This window comes from Streptosporangium sp. NPDC023963, from assembly GCF_040639135.1.
Lineage (GTDB): Bacteria > Actinomycetota > Actinomycetes > Streptosporangiales > Streptosporangiaceae > Streptosporangium.
In genome coordinates this window covers 255,051-267,523 of the sequence record NZ_JBEZZK010000009.1, presented here as the reverse complement: position 1 = coordinate 267,523, position 12,473 = coordinate 255,051, and the positions used below count along the sequence as shown (strand labels likewise).

At 70.9% G+C, this 12,473-nt stretch carries 17 protein-coding genes; 9 read left to right on the top strand and 8 right to left on the bottom strand.

All coding sequences use genetic code 11. From position 1 onward, the window contains the following. Positions 1–71: 71 nt before the first annotated feature. Positions 72–281: a heavy-metal-associated domain-containing protein gene (locus tag AB0F88_RS26575; RefSeq protein ID WP_362689428.1), complete on the bottom strand. Its 210-nt coding sequence runs from the start codon at positions 279–281 to the stop codon at positions 72–74. A 286-nt stretch (positions 282–567) separates the two neighbouring features. On the opposite strand from AB0F88_RS26575, the gene AB0F88_RS26570 reads away from it, so the two are divergent. Then, positions 568–1,332, top strand: a complete 765-nt coding sequence (locus AB0F88_RS26570; protein ID WP_362689425.1) for a class I SAM-dependent methyltransferase — start codon at positions 568–570, stop codon at positions 1,330–1,332. Positions 1,333–1,915: 583 nt separating this feature from the next. Here the strand turns inward: AB0F88_RS26570 and rpmF are convergent. From rpmF to rpmG, 5 genes are read right to left on the bottom strand one after another with little or no spacing between them, the layout of a single operon-like run. Then, a complete protein-coding gene (gene rpmF / locus AB0F88_RS26565) occupies positions 1,916–2,080 on the bottom strand; it encodes a 50S ribosomal protein L32 (protein ID WP_362689422.1) in 165 nt (54 codons plus the stop codon). Between the two features lie 3 nt (positions 2,081–2,083). Continuing rightward, entirely contained in the window at positions 2,084–2,383 is a 300-nt protein-coding gene (gene rpsN / locus AB0F88_RS26560) for a 30S ribosomal protein S14 (protein ID WP_362689419.1), read from the bottom strand. After that, the gene (rpmB, locus tag AB0F88_RS26555) at positions 2,383–2,619 is read right to left on the bottom strand and encodes a 50S ribosomal protein L28 (RefSeq protein WP_362689416.1); all 237 of its coding nucleotides are present in this window, start codon (positions 2,617–2,619) and stop codon (positions 2,383–2,385) included. The genes rpsN and rpmB overlap by 1 nt, the downstream gene beginning before the upstream one ends. After that, positions 2,619–2,858, bottom strand: a complete 240-nt coding sequence (locus AB0F88_RS26550) for a type B 50S ribosomal protein L31 (protein WP_362689413.1) — start codon at positions 2,856–2,858, stop codon at positions 2,619–2,621. Before AB0F88_RS26550 ends, rpmB begins: the two co-directional genes overlap by 1 nt. Positions 2,859–2,862: 4 nt before the next feature. Beyond that, the gene (gene rpmG, locus AB0F88_RS26545; RefSeq protein WP_362689410.1) at positions 2,863–3,027 is read right to left on the bottom strand and encodes a 50S ribosomal protein L33; all 165 of its coding nucleotides are present in this window, start codon (positions 3,025–3,027) and stop codon (positions 2,863–2,865) included. A 121-nt stretch (positions 3,028–3,148) separates the two neighbouring features. Between rpmG and AB0F88_RS26540 the strand changes: the two genes are divergently transcribed. Together AB0F88_RS26540 and AB0F88_RS26535 are read left to right on the top strand one after the other, a co-directional pair. After that, positions 3,149–4,300 (top strand): GTP-binding protein, encoded by a 1,152-nt coding sequence (locus tag AB0F88_RS26540; RefSeq protein WP_362689407.1) that lies wholly within the window; start codon positions 3,149–3,151, stop codon positions 4,298–4,300. Positions 4,301–4,420: 120 nt separating this feature from the next. Continuing rightward, positions 4,421–4,603 (top strand): hypothetical protein, encoded by a 183-nt coding sequence (locus AB0F88_RS26535; RefSeq protein WP_362689404.1) that lies wholly within the window; start codon positions 4,421–4,423, stop codon positions 4,601–4,603. 123 nt (positions 4,604–4,726) lie between these two features. Here AB0F88_RS26535 and AB0F88_RS26530 read toward each other — a convergent pair whose 3' ends face one another. Both AB0F88_RS26530 and AB0F88_RS26525 read right to left on the bottom strand, forming a co-directional pair. Next, positions 4,727–5,251 carry a hypothetical protein gene (locus AB0F88_RS26530; protein ID WP_362689401.1) on the bottom strand — a complete coding sequence of 175 codons (525 nt, stop codon included), beginning with the start codon at positions 5,249–5,251 and terminating at the stop codon, positions 4,727–4,729. Between the two features lie 537 nt (positions 5,252–5,788). Then, the gene (locus AB0F88_RS26525) at positions 5,789–6,988 is read right to left on the bottom strand and encodes an aromatic acid exporter family protein (RefSeq protein WP_362689398.1); all 1,200 of its coding nucleotides are present in this window, start codon (positions 6,986–6,988) and stop codon (positions 5,789–5,791) included. Positions 6,989–7,177: 189 nt separating this feature from the next. Between AB0F88_RS26525 and AB0F88_RS26520 the strand changes: the two genes are divergently transcribed. The 6 genes from AB0F88_RS26520 (at position 7,178) to AB0F88_RS26495 (ending at position 12,467) form a co-directional block, all read left to right on the top strand. Continuing rightward, a complete protein-coding gene (locus tag AB0F88_RS26520; RefSeq protein ID WP_362689395.1) occupies positions 7,178–8,134 on the top strand; it encodes a cyclase family protein in 957 nt (318 codons plus the stop codon). A gap of 106 nt (positions 8,135–8,240) precedes the next feature. Beyond that, the gene (locus tag AB0F88_RS26515) at positions 8,241–8,612 is read left to right on the top strand and encodes a MerR family transcriptional regulator (protein ID WP_362689392.1); all 372 of its coding nucleotides are present in this window, start codon (positions 8,241–8,243) and stop codon (positions 8,610–8,612) included. Between the two features lie 151 nt (positions 8,613–8,763). After that, positions 8,764–9,915, top strand: a complete 1,152-nt coding sequence (locus tag AB0F88_RS26510; RefSeq protein ID WP_362689389.1) for a site-specific integrase — start codon at positions 8,764–8,766, stop codon at positions 9,913–9,915. Between the two features lie 114 nt (positions 9,916–10,029). Beyond that, positions 10,030–10,461: an MEKHLA domain-containing protein gene (locus AB0F88_RS26505; RefSeq protein ID WP_362689386.1), complete on the top strand. Its 432-nt coding sequence runs from the start codon at positions 10,030–10,032 to the stop codon at positions 10,459–10,461. Between the two features lie 225 nt (positions 10,462–10,686). Continuing rightward, complete coding sequence (locus AB0F88_RS26500; protein ID WP_362689383.1) at positions 10,687–11,391, top strand: ThuA domain-containing protein; 705 nt, start codon at positions 10,687–10,689, stop codon at positions 11,389–11,391. After that, entirely contained in the window at positions 11,376–12,467 is a 1,092-nt protein-coding gene (locus tag AB0F88_RS26495) for a Gfo/Idh/MocA family oxidoreductase (protein WP_362689380.1), read from the top strand. The genes AB0F88_RS26500 and AB0F88_RS26495 overlap by 16 nt, the downstream gene beginning before the upstream one ends. Positions 12,468–12,473: the final 6 nt, after the last annotated feature.

Here is a 12,473-nt window from a genome sequence, read left to right as displayed (position 1 = left end):
ACTTCTAGGCAAGCCGTAGCATCGCCCACCCCGCGAGCCGTACCCGGAAGCGGCCGATCCGCCCCGCGGCCCTACCGGCCGACGAGCTCGTAGCCGGCCTCGTCCACCGCGGCACCGATGACCGCCTCGTCCACAGGCCGGTCACTGGTCACGGTCACCGCCTTGCTCTCCAGGTCGACCTGCACGCCGGTGACGCTCGCCACCTTGCTCACCTCGGCCGTGACGGCGGAAACGCAGTGACCGCAGGTCATACCCTCGACACGGTAAACGGTAGTGATCATGACAACCTTCCCTTCAGACGACGGCCGCGAAACCCGGGCCACCTGCGGACCGCCCTCGAAGACCGACACCCCGGCGGCCGGGGGCGGACCTCTTCGGCGGCGCGGTCCGGCCGGGCTCGCAGTCCGAGGGTTCACGTTCTCGCCGACCCGGCGACCGCGACGCGGCCCTTCATCGGCGATCGTTGACACCTCCCATTAATTCGATGATCATATAAATAAGATTCTCTCGAATCAAGGACCTTGTGCGCCCTCGCTGCAGACCGCCCGCCACGAAAGGGATCACACTGTGACGACCGAGGCATACGTCGACCTGCACGCCAAGATCTACGACGAGTTCTGGAGCTTCTACCCCAGCAAAATCGCCAGAGCCCTCCTGCGACTCCACCAAGCCGTCATGCCCGACACAGAGCGCCGCGTACTCGACGTGGGCTGCGGCACCGGCATCGTGGCCGGACGCTTCCTCGCCGAGGGATACCGGATCACCGGCCTGGACCTGTCGAAGGCCATGCTGGACCGCGCCCACGAACGGTTCAAGGACGCCACGGACCGGGTCACCCTGATCCACGCCGACGCCACCGACTTCACCGTGCCCGCACCGGTCCCCTTCGCCTTCTCCACCTACGACATCCCCAACCACTTCACAGACCTCGACCAGGTCGGCTCCTACCTGCGGGCCGTCCACCGTGCGGTGGAACCCGGCGGCATGTTCGCCTTCGATCTGACCACCGCCAAGGGCCTGGAGGCGGTGAACCGCATCTGGATCAAGGACGAGAAATCCGCGATGTTCCTGTTCCGCGGCGCCATGAACCAGGAGGAGGGACGCGGGTTCTTCCGGATCTCCGGAGTCGTGCGCGCCGAGGACGGCCGCTACGACCGGTTCGAATCCACGATCGTCAACACCGCCCACCCGGTCGGCGAGGTGGTCGAGCTCATGAAGGACGCCGGCTGGAGCGACTGCCGCGTCGCCACGCCCGACCGGCCGCTCACCCCGGCCGAACACCCCGAGCAGGAGGACCGGGTGCTCTTCGTGGCCCGCAAGAACCCCGCCTGAAAACGGTGAGCGAGACGGTCGGCAGCGCTTGTCGAGCATGCCTTTGCGTAAGCCGCTCAGAGCGAGCCCTGCCTGTGGTCGATGAGTCTTTAGCCCGTTGTAAATGATCTTGAAATTTCGGACATTTCCTTTACAATGTAGATTTATTACAAGATTGACGGCCGGACCTCTGTCGACATGTTGCGCAAGGACCTCCGTCCCGCAGTCGAGCACGTGCCTGCATCACCTGTCGAAGGCCCTCGCCACCCTGGATCCGGTGGCGTGCCACTCCCCGCTCGGTGACCTGGGGGCATCCTCGCGCCCCGGAGACGTCGGGCGACCAGGTCAGAGATCCAGGCCGGAGCGGCGGCCCTGATTCCGGGCACCTGCGGCCTCTCCCGCCAAACCGGCGAAGACCGCTGGAAAGGCATAAGGGGCGCTTCGCAGGCCGGTCACCCGTGCCGCCAGCGGCCCCGGGCCGCGGCCCAGGTCCAGCACGGGTGACCGGGCGCATCCGGCGAGTGCGTGGACGAACACGTCCTCGATCACGGTGAACCGTGTCCGTGCCGTCCGGGCGATTGCACCGTCACAGGTCAGGGCGCGGTCAGGGGGTGAGGAGTCCGCGCCGGTAGGCGCGAACCAGGCGGCGGGGCACCAGTGGTTCCCGCCCGTTCACGGTGATCGGCACCAAGTCGGGGGCGGTCGCCTTCCACCGGGAGCGGCGGTGGCGGGTGTTGCTGCGGGAGGTTTTGCGCTTGGGGACGGCCACGGCTCACCAGCTCGCCTTCGTGACGCCGGGCAGTTCGCCGCGGTGGGCCATCTCGCGGAAGCGGATGCGCGACAGGCCGAACTTGCCCAGGTGGCCGCGAGGACGGCCGTCGACGGAATCGCGGTTGCGCACCCGGGTGGCGGAGGCGTCGCGCGGCTGGCGGGCCAGTGCCCGTACGGCCGCCTCCCGCCGTTCGGGGGTGCCGGTGCGGACGATCTCTTTGAGCTCTGCCCGGCGCGTGGCGTGGCGGGCGACGATCGTCTTGCGGCGCTCGTTGGCTGCGATCTTGCTTTTCTTGGCCATCAGACCTTTCCTCCTCGTGCGCGGATGCGGGCCACGGCCGCCTCGATGCCGATCTTGTCGACGGTCTTGACCGCCCTGGCGCTGAGCGTGAGCCGCACGGAGCGGTTCTCGCTCGGCAACCAGTAGCGGCGGTGCTGGATGTTGGGGTTCCAGCGGCGGCGGGTGCGCCGGTGGGAGTGGGAGACGTTGTTGCCGAACACCGGTGCGGCGCCGGTCAGCTGGCAGCGGGCCGGCATCAGTTCCTCCCGTAGCGCTGGTTGAAGCGCTCGACGCGACCGGCGGCGTCCAGTACGCGGCTGCGGCCGGTATAGAAGGGGTGACCGGCCGAGGAGACGTCGACGACGGGGTAGGTGTCGCCGTCCTCCCACTCGATGGTCTTGGTGCCGGTCATGGTGGATCGGGTCAGGAACGCGAAGTCCGCGCCGGGGTCGGGGAACACCACGGGGCGGTAGTCGGGGTGGATGCCCTTCCTCACGGGGTCATCGCTCCTCTCGGAAGGGCACGTGCCGGCGGATGGTCGGGTCGTACTTGCGCAGGGTGAGGCGGTCGGGATCGTTGCGCCGGTTCTTGCGGGTGACGTAGGTGTAGCCGGTGCCCGCGCCGGATCTGAGTTTGATCACGGGGCGGAGCTCGTTTCTGGCCATAGGGGTTCCTCTCAAGCGGCCGAGACATGCAATGATAATGGGAACGGTTTTCATTTCGTCAATCGACGTCCGCCCGCGGCGCCAGGAGCGCCACCCCGCCCGCATCCGCAAAGGAGATCCCGTGTCCACCCCCGTCGTCCTCGTCGCGGGCCTGCACGCCCAGGCCCGCACCGCCGCCGTCGACCGGCTGCTGCACGACCATCCCGGCGCCGTCGCCGTCCACCACGACCTGCGCTCGGTGACCACCGGCCGCGTCGAGCGCCTCGTCCGCGACCACGGCGGCGTCCTCGACCTGGCCGAAATACGCCTCGCGCACGGCTGCGTCACCTGCGCCGTCCGCGAGGACCTGCTCCCCCAGCTCATCCGGTACGCCGCCACCGCCCGCCTGCTGGTGGTGGATCTGTGGGACTCGGTCGAGCCCCGGCCGGTGGCCGAGGCGATCGACTCCGAGCAGGCCCGCGGTCTGCTGCACCTGACGTCGGTGCTCACCGCGCTGGACGCCGGGCACATGCCGGTCGACATCACCCGCGGTGACCGCCTCACCGAGACCGGCCGGCCGGCGGCCCGCGGCGACGAGCGCCACCTGGCCGAGGTGCTGGCCCGGCAGATCGAGTACGCCACCGGCCTGGTCCTGCACGGCGGTGACGACGGGGACGACGAGGACGACGAGCTGGCCCGCGCCGTGCTCGGCCACCTCGCGCCCATCACCCCGATCTTCGGTGCCGGCACCCTGCCCGAGGTGACCGGCGCCGCCCTGTGCGCCGGCACGCTGGCCGAGCGCGTCGACCCGGCGACCGCCCAGCTGCCCGTCGACGCCCGCACCGACGAGATCACCACCGTGGTCTGGCATCGGCTGCGCCCGCTGCATCCGGCCCGCCTTTTCGACGCCGTGGACGAGCTGGCCACCACCTCGGTCCGCTCCCGCGGCCGGTTCTGGCTGGCCACCCGCCCCGAACGCCTGCTGGCCTGGGACGCGGTGGCAGGCGCCGTCTCGGTGGAGGACACCGGACCGTGGCTCGCCGCGCTGCCCGAAGCCGCCTGGGAGATGGTCTCCCCCGCCCGCCGCAGCGCTGCCGCCCTCGACTGGGACGCCATCACCGGCGACCGGGTGCAGCACCTGGTCTTCACCGGCCCCGACCTCGACCGTGAACGCCTGCACGCCCTGCTCGACTCCTGCCTGCTCACCCAGGAGGAGACGCTGGCCGGCTCTGACGCCTGGACCGGCTACGACGACCCGTTCGCCCACATCCTTGACCTGGAGGAGATCGCATGAAAGCCCGCACGCCCCGCAAGAGGATCAACCCGCTGCACGCCACCGGGAACTTCGGCAGTGCCGCCGTCGCGGTCGCCCTGGCCATGGGGGCGGGCCTCGTGATCGCGCCCGCCGTGGGTCATGAGGAACGACATCACGATCCGCGGACAGTGGATGTACCCCCGCGAGGCCGACGTCCAGCTCATCCGGCTGGCCCGGACGGGGCTGCTGGATCTCCGTCAATTCGACGTCACGACCTTCGACCTCGACGGTGCCGATGCGGCTCTCGCGCACGCGGCCACCGCCGGGGGCGCTTCAGCCTGACGGTCATTCGGCCGGCCACACCAGGCCCGGCCACACCAGGCTGAGCGCCATCGTCACCCCGATCCCGCTCCCGCACTCCGCCGGCGATGCCCCCGTCCTCCCGGCCGGTGGGTTCGGGAGCGGTCAGCTCAGCCTGAACGAGCTCGCACGTTTGTAGCAGCCGTAGTGGCCGAGGTGCCCGTACCTGTCGATCCACCGCTTGCCGGCGCAGTCCCGTACGAGGTCTATGTCGGTGTGGAAGAACACGTCGCAGTGCGTGCCGTTGCCCAGCCTGGTGTTCACCGAGCTGACCCGGTCGCCCCAGCCCATGTGGTCCAGCCTCTTGAACTCGTAGTCGGCCTTGCCGGACGTGCTCCTGCTGCAGTCGCGGGGGACGGAGATGGTCACGGTGTCGCCGCGGGAGTTGTAGTTGATCCAGTCGTAGAGCACGGCCACCGCGTAGCCGGCCGCGTTGGCGACCCGGATCGCCCGCGACAGGCTGCTGTAGCAACCCAGCCCTTTCCCGTGCCTGTCGGCCACACAGTGGCTGGCCGCCGCGGTGCCGGAGGGTACCGAGGCCGGCGTGGCCGCCAGCGCCGTGCCGGATGCGGGCATGATGCCGGCGCCCACGGCGAGCAGGCAGGTGAGCCGAACGGCGAGCTTCCTCATGCGGATCCCTTCGTGGAACGTCCGGCGCCCTCTCTGTCGTGAGGGCGGTTTCATCGTTTCCCTGTTTCGGATACCGGGAGTTGTTCCTGTGGCGGGGTCCACGGTTTCGGATCGCTCACACCGTCCACAAGGAAATCTTGTTGTCAGCCTGTTCGACGGGCTCCCCTTACAGGCGCACACGCCGCCTGACAGGTGGTCCGGCGACGTAGGCCGGCGCGGCCGGCGCCGGCTCGCCCCTGCCGGCCGTACCGGGTCTTCGGCGCGTGCTCGCGCCGCCGAGGGTGTAGCGGCGCACGAGGAGCGGCCGATGCCGGAGAAAGGTTCGGTCAAGGTCGCCTCCGGCGCGCCCAGGACCGCGGAACGCGGCCGGGAGCGCAGGCGCCGGGTTCGCCGGAGATGCGGGGCGATGCGGAACGTCACCGACGGCGGCGCCGGCTCAGGATTCCCGAAGTTCCGCGGCGTCGCGGCCGGCCGGTCGTGCCCCGGTCGGACACCCCCGTGGCAGGACACGGTCCCACTTGAGCGGGACGGCCGGCCTCACACCACGGCATCGGCGGCATCGGCGGCCTCGGGGGCCTCGGCGATTTCGGCGGTGGCGTGCAGGGCGGTCAGGATGGTCAGGATCCGCTCGGCGTCGGTGAGCAGGCTTCCGGTCACGGCCCAGCCGTGCGGCTGGTCCAGCCGGCCGGTGCGGATCTCTTCGGTCATCTGTTCCTGGATCGCGCCGGCCCGCTCCAGCGCGGCGGAGATCACCGCGCTCAGCCTCGCGGGCTCGTCGGCGGTGCGCATCTGCGCCTGGAGCGCCTGGGCGAGCAGGTCCAGCAGTGCGGCGTAGTCACGGGCGAACTCGTCGCTGATCCACGGCGGACCGCCGGCGTGGCGGCGCTGGCGCTGGGCGGCGTAGGCCAGCGCCCGCACCAGGGCGTGCAGGTGCACGCCGATCTCGCTCATCGCCTCCAGCAGCCCTTCGTGATCGTCGTTCGTCTCGGGGACGCGGGTGCGGCGCAGGTTGTAGCGGCGGCTTTCCGCGCCGTCGGCGATGGCCGCGCTCGCCCGGGCCAGGTGGGCGTCCAGCCGGGCGGCGTGGCGCTGCCAGCCGGGCAGATCCGACAGATCACAGCGCTCGCGCAACCCGCCCGCCACGGCCTCCAGCAGTTCGGCGGCCTCCTGGCTCAACCGGCGCACCGCCTCATAGGGGCGGCGCTGGTACAGCGGCGGAAACACCATCGCGTTGACCAGGGCGCCCGACAGCGCGCCGATGCCGGTGGCCACCACGTAGGCCAGCAGGTAGCGCTCCTGGGAGCCGGCGCCGAACGACAGCATCAGCACCGCGGTGGTCGCCACGTCCGTGCCGTGCCGGCCCATCCGCCGCCAGCGCGCGGCCACCAGCGCCGGCGGCACGACCAACACCAGGCTGAAGGCGTTGAGGCCGATCAGGTGGCCGACACTGCCGGCCAGGATGACACCGGCGGCCACCGCGCACACCCGCCGTACCCCGTTGGTCAGCGTCTGGTACACCGTCGCGTGCACCATGATCACAGCAGTGGCCGGCGCGATCCACACCGTCTCGCGCGGCAGCAGCCGATCGGCCAGGAACCAGGCGAGCGCCGCGGCCAGGGTCGCCTTGGCGATCTGACGCACCTCGAAGCGCTGCTCGGAACCTCGCCGGCCCAGCCCGGCCACCTGACCACGTAGATACCGCACCTCACGGCGGATCGTTTTCCGCACCCAGCTCATGTCCCGGTTAATCACCATGTGGCATTTACCTGATGTTGTGACCGGAAACCTACGTCGGGCTCGCGACGATGGAAGCGCTCTGCCTCGCCGTCTCGATCGAACGGATCAGACGGCCGGTGACGGAGGGAGAGGGCGGGATACCCTGCCTGCGGTGCCTCGAACCACGTGACCGGAGGAGTCGATGCTGGAATGACGGCAGAGCGACCGACGCCCACACAGGACGACGTGCTCGGCTACTTCGAAACGCTGTCGAACTGGGGACGGTGGGGCGACGACGACGAGCTCGGCACTCTGAACCACATCACCGACGACGTCCGGCTGGCGGCGGCGCGGGCCGTGCGCCACGGCAGGAACGTGTCGTGCGCGTGGGAGGTCGCCGTGCCGGAGGACATGGAGCGGTCGACGACGACGTGCCCGTGCGCCGCCGACATGCCGGGTGCCGAGAACATGCCGGCGCCCGGATTCCGCAACGACCGGCGCTGGGGCTTCTCGTCCGAGCGGCTCGGCGTCACCTTCCACGGCAACACCCTCACCCACGTCGACTCGCCGTGCCACATCTTCTGGGACGGCAAGATGTACAACGGGCGACCGCACTCGCTGGTCGACGCCGCGACGGGATCGGCGTGGGCGTCCGTCACGGCGGCGGCGAACGGGATCGTCACGCGTGGTGTCCTGCTGGACGTCGCGAGCGTGCGGGACGTGCCGTGGCTGGAACCGGGGCAGGGTGTGTATCCCGACGATCTCGAGGAGGCCGAGCGTCGCCAGGGAGTGCGGGTGCGATCGGGCGACGCGGTGCTCCTGCGGACCGGCAATGGCCGCGTCCGGCACGAGACCGGCGCGGCCGGCGGTTTCACGCAGGCCGGGTGGCACGCGTCCTGCCTGCCGTGGCTGCATGAACGGGAGGTCGCGCTGATCGGCGCCGACACCCCCCAGGACGTTCAGCCGTCGGGGTACGAAGACGTGTTGATGCCGGTTCACGCCGTGAGCCTCGTCGCGATGGGTCTGTGGATGCTCGACAACTGCGACCTGGAGGCGTGCGCGAGGACGGCCGCCGAGCTCGGCCAGTGGGACTTCCACCTCGCGGTCGCGCCGGTCCGCTTCGCCGGTACGTCCGGCAGCCCGGTCAACCCGATCGCCACGTTCTGACGAACGGGGATCACGAGGAGCCTCCTGCTGGTCTCACGGTGGGAACGCCTCACGGTAAAGGGTGGAGTACGCTCCAAGGTCAAGTCCCGGAACTCGACGGAGGGTCATGCGCATCGGAGAGCCGGCCGCGCAGGCGGGCATGACCAGGGACACCATCCGCTTCTACGAGAAGGTGGGTCTCGTCGCGGGCCGGCGGCCGGCCAACGGCTATCGCGACTTTCCCCCCGAGACGGTGGCCTGGCTGCACTACGTCCGCACGGCGCAGACGCTCGGATTCTCGCTGGCGGAGATCGCACGGCACGGCGAGAAACTGAACGACGCGCCGGACGCCGCGGAAGCGTTGTCCGCGCTGCTCGAGGAGAAGATCCGGGTCGTCGACGCGCGCATGGCCGAGCTCACCACCCTGCGGGCCGAGCTCACCGCGCGCGTCGGCACCGGATGTCCGTTGCGGGCGACCGGCCAGGCCGGCCGAGCATGACGGCCGCTGAGCCGGGCGGACCCGACTCCACCGTCATGTCCACGTCCACGTCCACGTCACCGCTCACCGGGAGCGGTTCGTGTCCTTGGCCTGGCCGGCTTCACCCTGCACTGCTGCCGCCCGCGGATCCGCGGCCGGCGGGGACGGTCGGATGAACCCGGAACGCCCAGACGACGACGATGGCGCCGGGGTGGAGGCGTTCCCCGAAGAGCCCGGCTCGTCCGGGACCGTGCTCGCCCGGCGCGCTCCGGCCGACGGCGCGACACCTGCGGACGACGCGGTCGTCCTGGACGGGGTGACGGTCGCCGGCGCTCGGCGCCCGGCCGACGAGTACGTGACCGAGGAGGCGGCGCGGCTGATCGCGGCGGCTCCGGCGGCCAACACCACCCGCGCCTACGCCCGCATCTGGGCCGGCTACCTGTCCTGGTGCACCGCCACCGGCCGCACCCCGCTGCCGGCCACCGGAGCCACCCTGGCCAGTTTCGTCGCCGAGCTGGCCGGGCGCGGCCTGGCCCCGGCCAGCATCGACCAGGCGCTGGCCTGCGTGTCGTCCGCGCACGGCAAGGCCGGCCTGACCAGGCCGCACACCAGCGCCGCCCGCGACGCGTTGCGCGCCTACCGCCGTGACTGGAGCACCAAGGGCGGCAACACGGTGCGCAAGGCCCCGCCGATCACCGTCGACATCCTGCGCCGCCTCGTCGAGCACACCCCCGACGACACCCCCACCGGGATCCGGGACCGGGCTGTGCTGGTGCTCGGCTTCGCGCTGATGGGCCGGCGCAGCGAGCTCGCCGCCCTCGACTGCGAGCATCTCACCTTCCCTCGTCAGGGCCTGGAGGTGTTCATCCCCGTCAGCAAGACCGACCAGGACGCCGCCGGGCAGACCGTCGCGGTCCCCTACGGCTCGCGTCTGGACACCTGCCCGGTGCGCTCGGTGCAGGCCTGGCTCGCCGTGCTGCGCGAGTGCGGCATCACCACCGGGGCGCTGCTGCGGCCCGTCGACCGCTTCGGCCGCATCGGCGGCACCCCGGGCTGGGCCGGCCGCGGCGGCCTGCGGCTGTCGGGCGTCACGCTGAACACCATCGTCAAGGACGCCGCCCTGCGCGCCGGCCTGGCCGACGCCGAACGCTACAGCGCGCACGGGCTACGCGCCGGCGGCGCCACCACCCTGGCCGACGCGAACGTGCCCACCGGCAAGATCGCCGAACAGGGCCGCTGGAAGCCCACCTCCCCCACCGTGCACGGCTACGTCCGCGCCGTCGACCGCTGGAAGGACAACCCCATGGGCAAAGCCGGCCTGTGACGGAACCAGCTTCATCCACTGCGATCGGCAAGATCACCACCTACCGCCCACAATGGGCGTTTTCGGGTGTTTTATCCTTTAACGTGGCAAACAGGAACTTCGAACGGTTGCTACGTGAATCCCGACATCTTCGACCTGCTGGCAGGCAGCCATCTGCGCCTCGTCGGCACCCCGCTGGCCGGCCCCGAGATCACGGCGCGCTGGCTGTACGAGGACGCGCCCTTCGGCGTGCTCGCGCATGACGCGGCGGACGACCCCCGCTTCACCTATGCGAACGTCACCGCCCAGCGATGCTTCGAGTACGACTACGGGGAGTTCGTCGGCCTGCCCTCCCGGCTCTCGGCGGAACCTGACCGCCGCGAGGACCGCCGGCGGCTCCTGGACGCCGTGCATCGGGACGGCTTCGCGACGGGCTACCGGGGACGGCGCATCGCCAAGTCCGGCCGCCGCTTCTGGATCGAGGACGTGACGATGTGGAACCTGGTGGACGGGAACGGCGCGCTCGTGGGCCAGGCGGCGACCTTCCGGCGCTGGCGAGACACCTGAGGTCCGGTACGGCGGAAACCGGCCGGGAGGTGGAGTTCGCCACCGAGCGGGCACCGAGCGGGCACCGAGCCGCCAGATGCCCGTAGGGCCTGCACCGAACCCGGATCGCCTCAGCCGGCCCGGGCCGCCCGACTCGCGGGTGACCAATGGTGCTGGAGTATTAGTGATCCTGGCCGCGAAATGTGAAGATTGCAGTCGTTTGCCCACCGATCGATAGGTGAAAGCATGACAGGCGATCACGCGCGCAGAGCTCTGGTGGTCCGGGGCGGCTGGGAAGGGCACGACCCGGTGGCCGCCACCGAACTCTTCGTTCCCTTTCTCCAGAAGCACGGATTCGAGGTGCATCGGGCGGACTCCCCCGCGCCGTACGCCGACGCAGCGTTCATGTCCGATGTCGACCTCATCGTGCAGTGCTACACCATGGGCACGATCGAGCCGGCCGAGCTGCGCGGGCTCGAGGCCGCGATCCGCGCCGGTACCGGAATGGCCGGCTGGCACGGCGGCATCGCCGACGCCTTCCGCGGCTCCTCCGACTACCTGCACCTCATCGGCGGGCAGTTCGCCTGCCATCCCGGCAAGGACCCGGCCGAGCGGGACGGCTCCCAGGCCGACAACTTCATCCCGTACACCGTCACCATGCTGCCCGAGGCCGCGACCCACCCGATCACCGCGGGCATCGCCGACTTCGATCTCGTCACCGAGCAGTACTGGGTGCTGGCCGACGACTACGTCGACGTACTGGCCACCACGACCCAGAAGGTCCGCCCGTGGGACCCCTGGCACAGGGAGGTCACCTCACCGGCGATCTGGACCCGCGGCTGGGGCGAAGGAAAGATCTTCGTCGCGACGCCTGGACACGACCTCGGCGTCCTGCGCGACGACAGCGTGCGCACCGTCATCGAAAGGGGAATGCTGTGGGCCAGCCGGTGAACGTCGGCGTCGTCGGGTGCGGGTTCATCTTCGGCCAGTACCTCCGGAGCATCGAACGGCTCCCCGAACTGCGGCTCGTCGCCGTGGCCGATCTGGACCCCGGACGGGCCAGGGAGGCGGTGCGGGGATGTCCGGACGTCGAGGTGCTGGGCGTGGCGGAGCTCATGGCCGATCCGCGCGTCGACGTCGTACTGAACCTGACCGTCCCCGCCGCGCACGCCGAGATCACGCTGCAGGCCATCGCGGCCGGCAAGGACGTCTACTCGGAAAAGCCCCTCGCCGCGACCACCGCCGACGCCGCGCGGGTGCTGCGCGCGGCCGCCGACGCCGGGGTACGGGTGGGCTGCGCGCCGGACACCGTGCTCGGCACCGGCACACAGACCGCACGCCAGGCGATCGACGACGGCCTGATCGGCAGGCCGGTCGCGGCGACCGCGACCATGATGACGCCCGGCCACGAGCGCTGGCACCCCAATCCCGACTTCTACTACGCCCCCGGCGGCGGCCCGCTCATGGACATGGGCCCGTACTACGTCACCAGCCTGGTCACGCTGCTCGGGCCGGTGACGACGGTCATCGGCGCCGCCAGCCGCACCCGGGCCGGGCGGACCATCGCCACCGGCCCCCGCCGAGGCGAGGAGATCCCGGTCGCCGTCGACACCCACGTCACCGGCGTGCTGATCCACGCGTCGGGGGCGCTGTCAACGCTGGTGATGGGCTTCGAGGGAGCGGCCACCGGTGCGCCCTCCATCGAGGTGCACGGGGAACGAGGCTCGCTCTCCGTCCCCGACCCGAACCACTTCGACGGTCCCGTGCTGCTGGCGAGGATGGGCGAAGAGGACTGGGAGACCCTCCCCGCCACGGCCGGCCACGTCGAGGCCGGGCGCGGCGTGGGTCTCGCCGACCTCGCCACGACCCCGGCGGGCCAGGAGTCCCGCGCGGGCGGAACGCTGGCGTACCACGTGCTCGACATCATGGAGTCCCTGCTGTCCTCGGCGCACTCCGGAACGGCGGTGACCGTCGCCAGCACCTGCGAGCGGCCCCGGCCCGTGACCTTCCGCCCGGCCCTGCGATGAGCCGCG